The organism is Stenotrophomonas geniculata (assembly GCF_034508895.1).
In the GTDB taxonomy this organism is placed as follows: Bacteria; Pseudomonadota; Gammaproteobacteria; order Xanthomonadales; family Xanthomonadaceae; genus Stenotrophomonas; species Stenotrophomonas geniculata.
The window spans coordinates 3,022,484-3,038,120 of record NZ_CP140571.1 but is presented as its reverse complement, the minus strand read 5'-3'; the positions used below and the strand labels follow the sequence as shown (position 1 = coordinate 3,038,120).

Below are 15,637 nucleotides of genomic sequence, written 5' to 3'. Positions count from 1 at the left end.
CACGCTGCTTCTGATGATTCCCGCACTACGGGCGTCGGCATGGTAAACCGAAAGTCGCGCCGTTCACGCCCGGCACTGGCGCATTCAAAGGGTGGTCTGTCGTTTTGCGCGCGCCTGGGCAATGGCAGTCGCCAGCATGTCACCGGTCACCGGCTTGCGCAGGAAGCCATCGAACCCGGCCGCCAGGACCTGGGTCTCAGCGTAGGCATCGGAGCGTGCGGTGACCGCCACCAGGGGTAGTTCATAGCCCATGGTGCGCAGCTGGCGGGCGATGGCAGTGCCGTCCAGCCCCGGCAGATCGAGATCGAGCAGGCCCACGTCAAAGCCATCGGTGGCGATCTCCGAAAGCGCGCCCAGGCCATGCAGCACGTGCACCACATCGTGCCCACGGCCACGCAGCAGGCCGGCGATGACCTCCGCCACGGTCGCGTCATCCTCCACCAGCAGGATGCGCAGTGGCGGCAGCATCGGCAGCACCGGCGATTCGCCCGGCGCATTGGTGGCCTGCCGGATCCAGGGCAGCGGCAGCCACACACGGAAACGCGCGCCCTTGCCCGGCTGACTGTCCACTTCGATGCGTCCGTTCATGGCCACGGCCAGCTCCTGGCAGATCGCCAGGCCCAGCCCGCTGCCGCCATAGCGCGACGCAGTGCGCGGGCCGTCCGCCTGTTCAAAGCGATGGAACAGGCGGTCCTGCTGCTCGGCGTTGATGCCCGGGCCGGTGTCATGCACTTCGAAGCAGAGGCCGCCGCCATTCTCCTCCAGTCGCACGGCCAGGCCGACGTGCCCACGCTCGGTGAACTTGATTGCGTTGCCCAGAAGATTCAGCAGGATCTGCCGCACGCGCATCTCGTCGCCGCTGACGCTGACCGGCCCCGGCGGATCGCTTCCACGCTGGAACTCCAGGTTGCGCTGCTTCGCCATCGGCTGCATCAGCGCCTGCACCTGGTCGAGCAGGCCGGCCAGATCGAACGGGCGCAGGTCCAGCTCCAGCCGGCCGGCCTCGATGCGGGCCAGATCCAGCGCGTCGTTGACCAGCCGCAGCAGGTGGCTGCCAGCCTGCTGGATCGAGCCTGCATAGCTGCGCTGCACCGCATCCAGCGGGGTGGCCAGCAGCAGTTCGCTCATGCCGAGCACACCGGTCATCGGCGTGCGCACCTCATGGCCCAGCGTGGCCAGGAACCGGCTCTTGGCCTGTGAGGCCTGCTCCGCCAGCTGCTGCTTGTGCACGGTCAACTGCCATTGCTGGCGGCGGCGCAGGCGCGCACGGATCGACCACACCAGGATAAGCAGCAGCAGCGAGCCGATCAGCAGGTAGCCGAAGATCGCCATGCCGCTGCGCCACCAGGGTGGCAGCACCTTCACCTGCAACTGCTGCGAAGGCGTCCACGCGCCACTGGCCGTGGCTGCCTGGACTTCAATGACGTAGCTGCCGGTCGGCAGCCGCGACAACGTGCGCTGGCCGTCACCGCCCTGCTCCACCCAGTTCTGGTCGTAGCCCTGCACCCGGAAGCGGTAACGATTGCCCTGCGGATTGGCATAGGAAAGCAGTCGTGCATCGATCTGCAGATCACGATCATCCGGCCCCAGCAACAGCGTGCCGGTGGTCGGCAGTGGTTGCCAGCCACGGGCATCATCGCGCCGCACGCGGACCTCGGCGATCACCAGCGACGACGGCGGCAACACGGCATCGGCAGCATTCACATCGAACACCACCAGGCCGGTCTGGGCCACCGCAAGCACGCGACCATCGGCATTCACCGCTGGCGGCCGGCTGGTGAACTCGGCATCGGGCAGGCCATCGCGTTCGTTGAACTGCTGCAGGCGGCGCGCCTTCGGGTCCCACCGCAGCAGGCCACGTGGCGTGGTCGCCCACAGGCGGCCATCTTCGGCCAACGCCAGTCCCCCCATGCTCACCGACGGCACGCCCGCACTGCCATCGATGCGCTGGATCAGGCGCAGGCTCATGCCATCCCACTGGTAGCGCTCGAGCGCGCCCTGGCGGGCCAGCCACAGCTGCTGTGGATCCACCCACACCAGATCGTAGATCAGCCCACGCGAAACGCCCGGCACCGCTTCGAAACGCCCGGCCTGTTCACGCCAGATCCCCATGTCGCCCATCACCCAGGCCTTGCCCTGGGCATCAAAGCGGATCTGCTCAACCGGTGAATCGGCCGTCTTGCGGAGATCCTCCAGCGGGAAACTACGCAGCACGCGGCCATCGGCGCTGCGCTGCTGCAGGCCCAGGTTCATCACCGACAGCCAGACCGTGCCATCGGGGGCCTGCCGCATCAGATCGATGCGCTGGCGCAGGTCGGCCCCTCCATCGATATGCCAATCGTGCAGCGCGCGGGTGGCCGGGTCGTACACGCTGATGCGGCCGGCACGCCCCAGCCACAGGCGCCCGTCCGGACGCGGCAGCACCGACCACACCGCCCCGCTGCCGATCTCGCGATCGCTGGCCAACAACTTCAGCACTCCCTGCGCGTCCAGCTGGTACACGCCATGCGCTGAGCCGACGTAGTAATTCCGGCCATCACTGGCTGCACTCAACAGGTACTGGCTGTCCAGCGGCTTGCCGTCAAGCTGGTTCCAGATCGAAAACCGGCGCCAGTCCGGCGGCAGGTAGGCCAGGCCCTGGGTCAGCAGCGCCACCCACAATCCGCCCTCATGGTCCTGCATCAGATCAAGCACACCGCTCTGGGCAGTGAGGAAACCACTGCCACGGTCGCCGTCGAGCCGCCGCAGCATGCTGGCATCTCCGCGCAACAGGCCATCGGAGGTGCCCGCCCAGTAACCCCCCTGGCGATCGGCCAGCACCAGTGCCGAACGCAGGCGTGCACTGTCGGTCCAGCGCGGACGACTGACCCGGTCCTGCGCGTCGATACGGTAGAGGCCGTCGTTCTGGCTGCCGGCCCAGATCGAGCCATCGGGGTCGCGGCTCAGGCGCAACACACTCAGCGCCCCCAGTTCGCGCGGCGCGACAGCCTCGAACCCAGTTCCGTTCCAGCGCGCAATGCCCGCCTCGGTGCCGATCCACAGGCGCCCCTGCGCATCGACCAGGCTGCTGTAGATGGTATTGCTGGGCAACCCGCCAGGACGGGCCGGATCATGCTCGAAGAAGCGCAGGCTGCCGTCTTCACCGAAACGGCAGACGCCATGGCCACTGGTGCCGATCCACAGTGCATCCTCGGCGTAGGCCAACGTCCAGAACTGGCTCATGCAGGGGCCGTTGACCGCATCGAAGGTCTTGAAGTGCTCGCGGTCAGCATCCAGCCGGGCCACGCCCTTGCCATTGATGCCGACCCAGACGCGATCCAGGGGATCGACCAGCAGGGTCTCGATCTCGTTGCCGGGCAGCGATCCCGGCTGCTCCGGATCATGTTCCCAGACCCGCAGGCTGCCGCCGTCATAGCGCACCAGGCCACCATCGGTGGCAGCCCAGATATGGCCCTGGCGGTCCTCGGCCAACGCCAGCACCATGCGCGAGGGCATGCCTTCGGCGGCACCGAAACGGCGCAGGCGCGGTGTTTCCGCCATGTCCAGGGCCGTGGCCGCCGTGGCGAACGCCATCAGCAGCAGCCCCATTCCCGCGATGCCTCGGCACCACCGGCGCCAACCGCTCGTCATCCTGAACCCCCTGTCCTGTCCCGATTGTCACACAGGGCCGGCTTCATGGCTGCAACAGCCTGTTTCCACCGGTGGACCCACCACGAACTGTTGCAGCCATGCACGCAACGTTGGCAGGGGGCTGTGCGTATGATCGCAACGTCCCCCTTTCCGGAGCCCGCCATCGATGCGTCCCTGCCTGGCCCTGCTGCCGATGCTGCTCGCCACCGCCCCCGCCTGGGCGGATGCAGATACCTATCGCCTCGATCCGGTGCATACGCGTGTGCTGTTCACCATCGACCACGCGGGTTACTCGCAGGCGATGGGCACGGTCTCCGGCAGTGAGGGCCGCCTGCAGTTCGATCCCGACAACTGGCGCGAGGCCACACTGGATGTCGAGGTCCCCGTGTCGCGACTGGACCTGGGTGATGCCAAATGGAACCAGGCCACGCTGGCCCGCAGCCTTCTGGATGGCGAGCGTTTCCCGAAGGCACATTTCGTCTCCAGCCGGGTCGAACCGATCGATGCCAGGCGCGCCCACGTGATCGGCACCCTGACCCTGCGCGGGGTCAGCCAGGAGATCACGCTGGACGTGACCCTCAACGCCATCAAGCGCTATCCCCTGCCCCCGTTCCGACGCACCGCCGGTTTTTCCGCCAGCACCACGCTGAGCCGGCGCGCGTTCGGCATCACCGCCTGGCCGGGCGTCATCGGTGATGCAGTACAGCTGAGGATCGAGGCTGAAGCCACACTCGACCGCAGCGACGCCCCGGGAACTCCCGCTCCCGTTCCACACTCCGACCCCAAGACGGCCCCCTAGAGGACCCTTCATGACCGCCAAGAACACCCCCGCCGCCTGGGGGAGTGTCAGCCAGATCCTGCATTGGTTGATCGCATTGCTGATCCTCGCCCTCGGCGTGGTCGGCCTGACCATGGGCGAACTGCCCAAGACCCCCAAGTATTTCTGGGTCTATACCGCGCACAAGTCGATCGGCATCACCGTGCTGGCGCTCGTACTCTTCCGCCTCGGCTGGCGCCTGTATGCCGGTGCCCCCAAGCCGGTGCCGGGCGTGCCCAGCTGGCAGGAACGCATCGCCAGTGCCACCCATGTGCTGCTGTATGTGCTGATGTTTGCCATCCCGCTATCGGGCTGGCTGTACGACTCGGCCAGCGGCCTGCGCCCGTTCCGCTGGTTCGGCCTGGTCGACGTGCCCAAGCTGAGCGGCCCGGACCCGCAGGTCGTTGCGGTGTCCCATGCCATCCACGAATACGGCTTCTGGCTGTTGATCGCGGTGGTGCTGGCCCATGCCGGCGCTGCCTTCTACCACCACCTGTTCCAGCGCGATGCGACCTTGTCCCGCATGTTGCCGCGTGGCTGGCTCACCTCCCCTCAGAAGGACTGACCGATGAACCTGAAACTGACCACTCCGGCCGCCGTGGCCGCCGCCCTGGCCGGCATGCTGGCCACCGCCCCGGTGCTCGCCGCCGACTACGCGCAGGCCCCCGGTGCCGGTTCGATCCTGGTGTTCGCGACCAAGTACGACGGCGAAGTGTTCACCGGCAGCTTCCCGGGCTTTGCCACCAAGCTCAGCTTCGACCCGGCCAACCCGGCCGCCGGTTCGCTGGACGTGGTGATCCCGCTGGCCGGCGCCAAGAGCGGCAACAGCGACCGCGACTCGACCCTGCAGACCGCCGACTTCTTCAACGTCGGCAAGTTCGCCACCGCGCGCTACACCGCCAAGGGCTTCCGAGCGGTGGGCAACGACCAGTTCGCCGCCGACGGCACCCTGGAACTGCGCGGGGTCAGCAAGCCAGTCACGCTGACCTTCACCTGGAAGCCGGGCACCCAGCCGGTGCTGACCGGCAAGGCCACCGTCAAGCGCCTGGACTTCGGCGTCGGCAGCGGTGACTGGGCCGACACCAAGACCATCCCGGACGAAACCGCGATCAGCACGATCGTGAAGTTCGACGCGAAATGAGCGATGGGCCGGGGCACGGCCCCGGCCGCATCCTGTAGAGCCGAGCCATGCTCGGCTGCCGTCCAGGTCGCGCTGCGCGCGTCAGCCGAGCATGGCTCGGCTCTACAATGAGCTTTCAGCAAGCCAAGCCTTAACCGTGGCCGCGTCGAACGGCCAGTCCAGCTCACGGTCACCGCGCTCGTCGCGCAGCACCGGCACCCGCGCGCCGTAGCGCGGCTCCAGCGCCGGCTGGTCATCCAGGAACACCGATTCGAACTCCGGCGCCCTGGCCTTGGCCAGCTCGGCCAGGGCCATGTCGCACAGGTGGCAGTCGTCACGCTGGAACAGAGTCAACACCGGATGGGACCCCTTGGCGGAAATGCTGCGCCGCAGCCATGGAAGTGCGGCATGAACCGCTAGAATAGCGGTCTCTTCCGGTACCCGCAGTACGGCAACCATGGCTGTCAGCACGTTCGACGTTTTCAAGATCGGCATTGGCCCGAGCTCCTCGCACACCGTCGGGCCAATGAAGGCCGCCGAGCGATTCATCCACCGCTGGCTGCTCGATCCGGGCCGCCTGCACGAAGTCGCGCGCATCCGCGCCGATGTCTACGGCTCGCTGGCGCTGACCGGCCGCGGCCACGGCACCGACAAGGCGATCCTGCTGGGCCTGGAAGGGCAGCGGCCAAACCTGATCGACCCGGACATCATTCCGGCCACCCTGGAGCGCATCCGCAGCAGCAAGCGCATCCAGCTGATGGGCCAGCACGAGATCGCCTTCGACGAAAAGCGCGATCTCGGCATGAACAAGCGCCAGAAGCTGCCGTACCACACCAACGGCATGCGTTTCACTGCGTACAACGCCGAGGACGAAGTGATCGCCACCCGCGATTACTACTCCGTCGGCGGTGGCTTCGTGGTCAACCAGGACGACGCGGCCGATGACCGCATCGTGCCCGACGAGACCCCACTGCCCTACCCGTTCAAGAGCGGCGACGAGCTGCTGGCGCAGACCGCGCGCAGCGGCCTGAGCATTGCCCAGCTGATGTTCGAGAACGAGAAGTGCTGGCGCAGCGAGGACGAGATCCGCGCGCAGCTGCGCGAGATCTGGAGTGCGATGCAGTCGTGCGTGACGCGCGGCATCCGTGAGGAAGGCGTGCTGCCGGGTGGCCTGAAGGTGGGCCGCCGTGCACCGGCGCTGTACCGCGAGCTGTCGTCGAAGCCGGAAGCGGCGATGCGCGATCCGCTGACCACGCTGGACTGGGTCAACCTGTACGCACTGGCGGTGAACGAGGAAAACGCGGCTGGAGGCCGCGTGGTGACCGCGCCGACCAACGGTGCCGCGGGTGTGCTGCCGGCGGTATTGCACTACTTCGACCGCTTCTGCCCCGGCGCCAACGAGCAGCGCGTGTTCGACTTCCTGCTGACCTCGGCGGCGATCGGCATCCTGTACAAGGAGAACGCCTCGATCTCCGGCGCCGAAGTGGGTTGCCAGGGCGAAGTGGGCGTGGCCTGCTCGATGGCGGCCGGTGGCCTGGTCGCGGCGCTGGGTGGCAACCCCAGCCAGATCGAGAATGCCGCGGAAATCGGCATGGAACACAACCTCGGCCTGACCTGTGACCCGATCGGCGGCCTGGTGCAGATCCCCTGCATCGAACGCAACGCGATGGGCGCGGTGAAGGCAATCAATGCCTCGCGCATGGCGATGCGTGGCGACGGCAAGCACAAGGTGTCGCTGGACAAGGTGATCAAGACCATGCGCGATACCGGCCGCGACATGCAGGACAAGTACAAGGAAACCAGCCGCGGTGGGCTGGCGGTGAACGTCATCGAGTGCTGAGTTGTAGCGCCGAACGACACCGTCACCGCATTCCGGTTAGGCTCGGGGCTCCCTTGCCCCCGGACTGCCCCATGCGCGTGATCGCTGCCGCCCTGCTTGCCTGCCTGCCGCTGCCTGCCCTGGCTGCGCCGACCTATGGGCCACGCCTGGAAGGCTTCGACTACGGCTATCCGGTGAAGACCTTCGCACTGGAATCGCAGCGGCAGCCGCTGGAAATGGCCTACCTGGACATCGCGCCGAAGAAGGCACCCATCGGTGTGGTGGTGCTGCTGCACGGCAAGAACTTCTGCGCCGCCACCTGGAAGGAATCGATCAAGCCACTGGTTGCCGCCGGCTACCGGGTGATCGCCCCGGACCAGGTCGGCTTCTGCAAATCCAGCAAGCCCGAACGTTACCAGTATTCGTTCGCGCAGCTGGCCGCAAACACCCATGCCCTGCTGCAACAACTGCAACTGGGCGATGTGCCGGTGCACCTGGTCGGCCATTCGATGGGTGGCATGCTGGCGGTGCGCTACGCGCTGATGTTCCCGCAGGACCTGCGCAGCCTGTCGCTGGTCAACCCGATCGGTCTGGAAGACTGGAAGGCGTTGGGCGTGCCGTGGCGCAGCGTGGACGCGTGGTACGCCGGCGAATTGAACATCAGCTATGACAGCATCCGCCGCTACCAGCTGGAGGTGTACTACGACGGCAAATGGAAACCGGCGTATGAACCGTGGGCGCGGATGCAGTCGGGCATGTACGAAGGCCCGGGCAAGCAGGCCGTTGCATGGAGCCAGGCGCTGGCCTCGGACATGGTGTTCAACCAGCCGGTGGTCTACGAACTGAAGAACCTGCAGGTGCCGACCACGTTGTTCATCGGCCAGAAGGACCGCACCGCGATCGGCCGTGACCTGGCACCACCTGCAGTAAAGGCGACGCTGGGCAATTACCCGGTGCTCGGCAAGGCCGCGGCCTCAGCGATTTCCGGCTCGAACCTGGTCGAGTTCGCCGAACTGGGGCATTCGCCGCAGGTACAGGACCCGAAGCAGTTCAACAGCGCACTGTTGAAGGCGTTGAAGTCTCGCTGACCGGCAGGCGTGCCCCTGTAGAGCCGTGCGTGGGCTCGGCTCTACAGAAGCGGTGCGATCAACCCACGATCCGCAACACATCATCCAGCAGCGCGGCGGCGGTGACTTCCGCGCCAGCGCCCGGGCCCTGGATCAACAACGGCTGGCGCTGATAACGGTCACTGTGGATGGCTACGCGGTTGTCGGTGCCCGCGCCCTGCGCCAACGGGTGATCGGCCGGCAGCTCGCGCAGGCCCACCTGCGCACCCGCGCCATCGACACGGCCAACGAAACGCAGCACGTGGCCGTTGTCGCGCGCCTGCTGCCAACGCGCCTGCAACGGCGCATCCAGCTGCTCCAGTGCCGCCAGTGCATCCTCCAGCGGCAACGCTGCCAGCGTTTCAGGCACCAGTGAATCCACCTGCACCTGCGAAGCATCCAGCGCCAGCCCGCTGCTGCGGGCCAGGATCAGCAGCTTGCGCCGCACGTCTTCGCCGGACAGGTCCAGGCGCGGATCGGGCTCGGTATAGCCGGCCGCCAACGCTTCGCGCACCGCCGCCGAGAACGGCGACTGGCCGTCGTAACGATGGAACAGCCACGCCAGCGAACCGGACAGCACACCCTCGATGGCATGGATGTGATCGCCACCGGCCACCAGCGCGCGCAGGCTGCTCAGCAGCGGCAGGCCCGCGCCGACGGTGGCGCTGTCGCCATAGCGCGCACCACTGTCGGCGCAGCTTTCGGCAATCGCCTGCGCGCGTGCGAGCTGCGCACCACGGCCCAGCTTGTTGGCGGTCACCACGTGCACGCCGCGTGCCAGCCACTGCACGTGGCGTGCGGCCACGTCTTCGCTGGCGGTGGCATCGACCACCACGTCGCCACGTTCCAGTCCTTCGGCGCTGGCCCACGGCGGCGAACTCTGGCCATCGCGCGGTGCACGCCGTGCCAGCTCCAGCGGCAACACCAGGTCACGATCGATCTCCAGCGCAGTGCGTGAATTGGCCAGCCACTGCACGCTGGGCAGTTCCAGCCCACGCGCCCGCAATGCCTGGTAACGCTGCACGAAGGCCGAGCCGACCGTGCCAGTGCCCAGCAGCGCCAGGCGTCCCACGCCCAGCGCAGGAATGTCAGCGGCGAGCGCGCTCATGCATCCACCACCTGTTTGCGACGCGCGGCCGCATCAATCACCGCTTCGGCGCGCTGCAGCGCGGCGCCCAGATCTGCCAGCAGGTCACGCTCGGCCTCGATGCCGACCGACAGGCGCAGCAGCCCTTCGCTGATGCCGGCGGCGGCACGCGCTTCGGCAGTCATCGCCGCATGGGTCATGGTGGCCGGATGCGCGATCAGGCTTTCGACGCCGCCCAGCGATTCGGCCAGGGTGAAACAGCGCAGGCCATCGACGAAGGCACGCACTGCGGCATGCGGATCATCGCCTTCGCAGTCGGCCAGTTCGAACGACAACATCGCGCCAAAGCCGCTTTGCTGGCGTGCGGCGATGGCATGCCCGGGGTGATCGGCCAGGCCCGGGTAGTAGACCCTACCGACTGCCGGATGCTGGTCCAGCAGGGCAACGATCGACGCGGTGTTCTCCTGGTGCACGCGCAGGCGCGCATCCAGCGTGCGCAGGCCGCGCAGGGTCAGGAACGCATCGAACGGCGAACCGGTCAGGCCCAGCGCGTTGCCCCACCACACCAGCTGCTCGTGCAGTGCCTGATCGCGCGCGACCACCGCACCACCCACCACATCGCTGTGGCCATTGATGTACTTGGTGGTGGAATGCAGCACCAGATCTGCGCCGAAGGCCAGCGGTTGCTGCAGCGCCGGCGACAGGAAGGTGTTGTCGACCACCACGAGTGCACCGGCCTTGTGCGCGGCATCGATGACGAAGCGCAGGTCGGTGATGCGCAGCAGCGGGTTGGACGGGGTTTCCACCAGCACCAGCTTCGGCTGGGTGGCCAGCGCGTGTGCCAGTGCACGCGGATCGGTCAGGTCGGCGGTGACCAGTTCGAAGTGGCCCTTCTTCGCCAGCGCATTGAACAGGCGCCAGCTGCCACCGTACGCATCGTGCGGCACCACCAGGGTATCTCCCGGCTGCAGCAGTGCATTCAGCACCAGGTTGATCGCCCCCATGCCGGTGGCGGTGATCACGCCGCCGGCACCGCCTTCCAGTTCGGCCAGCGCCTCACCCAGCAGGTCGCGGGTGGGGTTGCCACTGCGCGTGTAGTCGTACTGGCGCTTGTTGCCGAAGCCTTCAAAGCTGAAGTTCGACGACAGCACGATCGGCGGGGTGACCGCGCCATGGGCGGTATCGCGATCGATGCCGGCACGGACGGCGGCGGTGGTGCGACTACAGGACGGCTCGTTGGCGTGCAGGCTCATGCGGACTCTCCAGAGGTGCGGAAGGCAGTGGCGAGGATCGCGTCGATGCGATCGGTTTCTTTGAGGAAGGCGTCGTGGCCGTAGGGCGAGCGCAGCACGCGCAGGCTGCCGCGCGGGCCCAGACCTTCGACCAGGCCGACGAGGTCGGCCAGCGGCACCAGGCGGTCGCCCTCCACGGCCACCACCACGGTCGGCGGCAGGATCGCGGCGGGGTCGACGCGGTGCAGGTCGATCGATTCGGACAGGCGCAGGTAGGCGGTCACCGGTGTGCGCGCGACGTACTGCGCGCCGGCGGCGTCGAGATAGTCTTCGGCGGCCACGCGCACGCGGCCGTTGATCACTTCCGGCGCGGCATCGAAGCGCTCGCCGAATTCTTCCGGGGTGCGGTAGCTGAGCATGGCGAACTGCCGGGCCAGCGCCAGGCCATGATCTTCGCCGCACTGCAGCTGGCCCAGCGCGACGGCGCGGCGCTGCAACGCGCGCCAGGCGGCGGCATACGGGTGCGGGCGATGCGCACCGCTGGCCAGTACCAGCTGGCGCACGCGGGCACGATGACGGATCGCGAACTGCTGGCCGACCAGCGCGCCATACGAATAGCCGACGAAGGCTTTCAGCGCGCGGATGCCGAGATGATCCAGCACCAGCGCCAATGCGTCGGCCTGGTCGGCGGTATCGATCGGCACGTCCAGCGCACCGTCGGCGCCGATGAAATCGAACGCCAATACGCGCAGCTGCTGCGGATCCAGCGTGCGCCCCCTGCCGACCAGCTCTTCGGCCCAGCCCTTCTCGCTGAACTGTGCGTTGGAGGCCACATGGCGATGCGCGGAGATGCCGCCGGCCAGTACCACCACCGGCGCGTTGGCCGGGCCGACCCACTCGTAGCGCAGGCGCACCGGGCTGGGGCCGGCATGACGCATCGACAGCACCGCGGCGAACTCACCGCGCTCGGCATGCACACGGTCTTCGACCGGCACGCTGACGGGGACAAAGGGTTCGGGGCGAACGGCGGTACTGGTGGCGAAGCTCATGGCGGGATCCGGTTGGGGAATCGGCCATCGAGCCTTCGCGGGGCCCGCGTTCGAGATGCACGTGTGGTGCATGGTTCGAACCATCTTTCGGTGGACGCCACGGTCCCCGCAGGATTTGGCACCTACGCGGACGCTTGCGCGCCTGCGGGCTGCCCCGGCTTCAAAGGGCCTGTCCCTCTGCCGGTCTCGATGGTGAGGCCACGATGCCAGCCCTTCCGCGCACTGTCAATCCCTTCATGCGGATAAAGCGATGAATATTTTCGTCCCGGGTATGCGAGGGGCGTCGCGGTTGTCCCGTTCAGGATCCGGTACAGTCCCGGCGGTCCCTGCCGCTGGAACCGCCCGATGCCACGCCTGCCCCTGACCTGGCTGCTGCTGCCCCTGCTGGCGAGTGCGACGGCCAGCGCCGGCGACTGGCGCCAGGGCTGGGGACTGGTGCCTCCTCCCGCTTCTGCCGCCCGCGCAGGCGATGCCGAGGCTGCCGCACCGATGGCCCAGCTGCGCCTGCAACCGGTCGGCACGCAATGGCAGGCCCGTATCGACAACACCCTGGCCGGACCGCTGCAGATCGAGCTGCGCGCTGCACCCGGACACCCGGTCGAAGGGCTGCCGGTGCAATCGCTGATCCAGGGCGACAGCAGCCTGGTGGTCGGCCACCTGCCTGCCCCGCACGACGGCCGCACGCTGGACCTGCGCCTGCAGTCGGTACCGGGCAACCCGGCCGCACAGGCCGAGGATGTGGCCTATCGCCTGCCGTTCGATGCGGCCCGTCCACGCGTGGACCAGGCGCCGCAGGGCCGGTTCAGCCACGACGACGAGGAAAACCGCGATGCGGTCGACTTCGCGCTGCCTGAAGGCACGTTGGTGCTGGCCGCACGCGAGGGCACGGTGATGCAGATCCAGGATGGCTTCCGTGGCAACGGCCAGGACCGCGAACGCGATGGTGGCCGCGCCAACTTCATCCGCGTGCTGCACAGCGACGGCAGCATGGCCCTGTACGGCCACCTGCAGGCCGGCGGCATGCGCGTGCGTCGCGGCCAGGCGGTGGGGGCCGGGCAGCCGATCGGCCTGTCCGGCAACAGTGGCTACAGCAGCGCCCCACACCTGCACTTCGTGGTACAGGTCAACCGCGGCATGGGCCTGCGCTCGGTGCCGGCACGCATCTTCGCCGAGCAGGGCCAGCTGCAGTTCGCCCGCCACGGCGAGGCCGACGGCGGCATCGGGCGCTGACCGGCCCCGGCCGGTATAATCGGGCGCTTATCTCTTTGAAAAGCGCCCCGGGCGGGCGCCACTGCCATGTCCGAAGTCGCCAACGAAGCGTCGCGTCGCCGCACCTTCGCCATCATTTCCCACCCTGACGCCGGCAAGACCACGCTGACCGAAAAGCTGCTGCTGTTCGGAGGCGCGATCCAGATGGCCGGTTCGGTGAAGGGCCGCAAGGCTGCCCGCCACGCCACCTCCGACTGGATGGCGCTGGAAAAGGAGCGCGGCATCTCCGTCACCTCCTCGGTGATGCAGTTCCCGTACGAAGGCAAGATCGTCAACCTGCTCGACACCCCCGGCCACGCCGACTTCGGCGAGGACACCTACCGCGTGCTGACCGCGGTGGACTCGGCGCTGATGGTGATCGACGTGGCCAAGGGCGTGGAAGAGCGCACCATCAAGCTGATGGAAGTGTGCCGCCTGCGCGACACCCCGATCATGACCTTCATCAACAAGCTCGACCGCGAGGGCAAGGACCCGATCGAGCTGCTGGATGAAGTGGAAACCGTGCTCGGCATCCAGTGCGCCCCGGTCACCTGGCCGATCGGCATGGGCCAGCGCCTGAAGGGCGTGGTGCATCTGCTCACCGGCGAAGTGCACCTGTACGAACCGGGCCGCAACTTCACCCGCCAGGACTCGACCATCTTCCCGTCCATCGATGCCCCCGGCCTGGCCGAGAAGATCGGTGCACAGATGCTGGCCGACCTGCGCGACGAACTGGAACTGGTGCAGGGCGCCAGCCACCCGTTCGACCTGGACGCTTATCGCGCCGGCAAGCAGACCCCGGTGTTCTTCGGCTCGGGCGTGAACAACTTCGGCGTGCAGCCGCTGCTGGACTTCTTCGTCGAGCATGCGCCGTCGCCGCAGGCACGTTCCACCACCGGCCGCGAGATTGCCCCGGAAGAGAACAAGCTGACCGGCTTCGTGTTCAAGATCCAGGCCAACATGGATCCTCAGCACCGTGACCGCGTGGCGTTCATGCGCGTCTGCTCGGGCCGTTTCAGCGCCGGCATGAAGACCTTCCACGTGCGCACCGGCAAGGAAATGAAGCTGGCCAACGCCCTGACCTTCATGGCCAGCGATCGTGAAATCGCCGCCGAAGCGTGGCCGGGCGATGTGATCGGCATCCACAACCACGGCACCATTTCCATCGGCGATACCTTCACCGAAGGCGAAGCGGTCACCTTCACCGGTATTCCGAACTTCGCCCCGGAGCTGTTCCGTCGCGCACGCCTGCGTGATCCGCTCAAGCTCAAGCAGCTGCAGAAGGGCCTGGCCCAGCTGTCCGAGGAAGGTGCGACCCAGTTCTTCCGCCCGCTGACCAGCAACGACCTGATCCTGGGTGCGGTCGGTGTGCTGCAGTTCGACGTGGCCGCGTACCGCCTGAAGGACGAGTACGGCGTGGAAGCCACCTTCGAGCCGGTCAGCGTGACCACTGCGCGTTGGGTCCACTGCAGCAACGAAAAGAAGCTGGAAGAGTTCCGCGAGAAGAACGCACTGAACCTGGCACTGGATGCGGCCGGCCACCTGGTCTACCTGGCACCGACCCGGGTCAACCTTCAGCTGGCGCAGGAACGCTCGCCGGACGTGCGCTTCTCGGCCACCCGCGAAGCGGCGCATACGGTTTCGGTGGGCTGATGCCACGCGGTCGGATCCCTTTCCGCAGGAAAGGGCTCTGACTCCTGCAGTGCCGGGCGTTCATCCACGCATGGCGTGGATCTACCATGGACCCGGCGCAGGCCGGCAATTCATCGACCATACGGTGACGGGCGTGCAGACGCCGCCCATCGCGGCGATGATAGGGGGGTGCGGGTCCCCCTCCCCGCGAACGATGCCTACGCCATGTCCACGACTTCCGTTGCTTCGATCCGCGAAGAAATCGCCAGCGCCCTGACCCACGGCCTCGGTGCCGTGCTCGCTCTGGGCGCCGGTGCGGTACTGATCACCCTGGCCGCCATCTACAGCGATGGCTGGCAGCTGGCCGGCGCGATCGTATTCGGCATTGCGCTTCTGCTGCTGTACACCGCCTCCACGCTGTACCACGCCATCCAGCACCCGGTCGCCAAGGGCCGCCTGAAGGTGTTCGACCACTGCGCAATCTACGTATTGATCGCCGGCACCTATACCCCGTTCACCCTGATCGGCCTGCGTGGCCCGTGGGGCTGGGGCCTGTTCGCCGCGATCTGGACCCTGGCCCTGGCCGGGGTGGTGTTCAAGCTGTTCTACACCGGCCGCTTCAAGGCGCTTTCCACCGGCATCTACATCGCCATGGGCTGGCTGGTGATCGTGGCGATCAAGCCGATGCTGGCCTCGATCGACGGCTGGACGCTGGGCTGGCTGCTGGCCGGCGGCCTGTCGTACACGCTGGGCACCTATTTCTATCACCGCGAATCGATCCCCTATTCGCACGCGATCTGGCACCTGTTCGTGATCGGCGGCAGCGTCTGCCACTTCGTCGCGGTGACCATGCAGGTGCTGTAACGGCGCGGGTTGTGCACACCACGCACATGGACG

At 67.4% G+C, this 15,637-nt stretch carries 13 protein-coding genes and 1 riboswitch; of the genes, 8 read left to right on the top strand and 5 right to left on the bottom strand.

Annotated features, from left to right (window positions below; translation table 11 throughout):
- Positions 1–84: 84 nt before the first annotated feature.
- Entirely contained in the window at positions 85–3,630 is a 3,546-nt protein-coding gene (locus RI032_RS13910) for a hybrid sensor histidine kinase/response regulator (protein ID WP_322547164.1), read from the bottom strand.
- Positions 3,631–3,796: 166 nt separating this feature from the next.
- Here RI032_RS13910 and RI032_RS13905 point away from each other — a divergent pair, with 166 nt between their 5' ends.
- The 3 genes from RI032_RS13905 to RI032_RS13895 are packed head-to-tail and all read left to right on the top strand — an operon-like array spanning position 3,797 to position 5,588.
- The gene (locus RI032_RS13905) at positions 3,797–4,429 is read left to right on the top strand and encodes a YceI family protein (protein ID WP_010482756.1); all 633 of its coding nucleotides are present in this window, start codon (positions 3,797–3,799) and stop codon (positions 4,427–4,429) included.
- A gap of 10 nt (positions 4,430–4,439) precedes the next feature.
- Positions 4,440–5,012: a cytochrome b gene (locus RI032_RS13900; protein ID WP_010482755.1), complete on the top strand. Its 573-nt coding sequence runs from the start codon at positions 4,440–4,442 to the stop codon at positions 5,010–5,012.
- 3 nt (positions 5,013–5,015) lie between these two features.
- Positions 5,016–5,588 carry a YceI family protein gene (locus RI032_RS13895; RefSeq protein WP_019336389.1) on the top strand — a complete coding sequence of 191 codons (573 nt, stop codon included), beginning with the start codon at positions 5,016–5,018 and terminating at the stop codon, positions 5,586–5,588.
- Between the two features lie 102 nt (positions 5,589–5,690).
- Here the strand turns inward: RI032_RS13895 and RI032_RS13890 are convergent, their stop codons facing one another.
- Positions 5,691–5,924 carry a glutaredoxin family protein gene (locus RI032_RS13890; protein WP_019338792.1) on the bottom strand — a complete coding sequence of 78 codons (234 nt, stop codon included), beginning with the start codon at positions 5,922–5,924 and terminating at the stop codon, positions 5,691–5,693.
- Positions 5,925–6,024: 100 nt separating this feature from the next.
- On the opposite strand from RI032_RS13890, the gene RI032_RS13885 reads away from it, so the two are divergent.
- Positions 6,025–7,407, top strand: coding sequence for an L-serine ammonia-lyase (locus RI032_RS13885; protein WP_019338791.1), 1,383 nt, complete (start codon positions 6,025–6,027; stop codon positions 7,405–7,407).
- Positions 7,408–7,478: 71 nt separating this feature from the next.
- Positions 7,479–8,474 (top strand): alpha/beta fold hydrolase, encoded by a 996-nt coding sequence (locus tag RI032_RS13880; protein ID WP_159360466.1) that lies wholly within the window; start codon positions 7,479–7,481, stop codon positions 8,472–8,474.
- Between the two features lie 58 nt (positions 8,475–8,532).
- Here RI032_RS13880 and RI032_RS13875 read toward each other — a convergent pair whose 3' ends face one another.
- The 3 genes from RI032_RS13875 to metX are packed head-to-tail and all read right to left on the bottom strand — an operon-like array spanning position 8,533 to position 11,860.
- On the bottom strand, positions 8,533–9,600 hold the full coding sequence (locus tag RI032_RS13875; RefSeq protein WP_164194280.1) for a homoserine dehydrogenase family protein: 1,068 nt from the start codon (positions 9,598–9,600) through the stop codon (positions 8,533–8,535).
- Positions 9,597–10,832, bottom strand: a complete 1,236-nt coding sequence (locus tag RI032_RS13870; protein WP_322547163.1) for an O-succinylhomoserine (thiol)-lyase — start codon at positions 10,830–10,832, stop codon at positions 9,597–9,599. Before RI032_RS13870 ends, RI032_RS13875 begins: the two co-directional genes overlap by 4 nt.
- Positions 10,829–11,860: a homoserine O-succinyltransferase MetX gene (metX, locus tag RI032_RS13865; protein ID WP_100446416.1), complete on the bottom strand. Its 1,032-nt coding sequence runs from the start codon at positions 11,858–11,860 to the stop codon at positions 10,829–10,831. The genes RI032_RS13870 and metX overlap by 4 nt, the downstream gene beginning before the upstream one ends.
- Positions 11,861–11,937: 77 nt before the next feature.
- A riboswitch (SAM riboswitch) is annotated at positions 11,938–12,056 on the bottom strand.
- 149 nt (positions 12,057–12,205) lie between these two features.
- Between metX and RI032_RS13860 the strand changes: the two genes are divergently transcribed.
- From RI032_RS13860 to trhA, 3 genes are all read left to right on the top strand, one after another.
- Positions 12,206–13,090, top strand: a complete 885-nt coding sequence (locus RI032_RS13860) for a M23 family metallopeptidase (protein ID WP_019338788.1) — start codon at positions 12,206–12,208, stop codon at positions 13,088–13,090.
- Positions 13,091–13,156: 66 nt separating this feature from the next.
- Entirely contained in the window at positions 13,157–14,761 is a 1,605-nt protein-coding gene (locus RI032_RS13855; RefSeq protein ID WP_014038155.1) for a peptide chain release factor 3, read from the top strand.
- 204 nt (positions 14,762–14,965) lie between these two features.
- Positions 14,966–15,604 (top strand): PAQR family membrane homeostasis protein TrhA, encoded by a 639-nt coding sequence (gene trhA / locus RI032_RS13850; RefSeq protein ID WP_010482744.1) that lies wholly within the window; start codon positions 14,966–14,968, stop codon positions 15,602–15,604.
- Positions 15,605–15,637 lie beyond the last annotated feature (33 nt).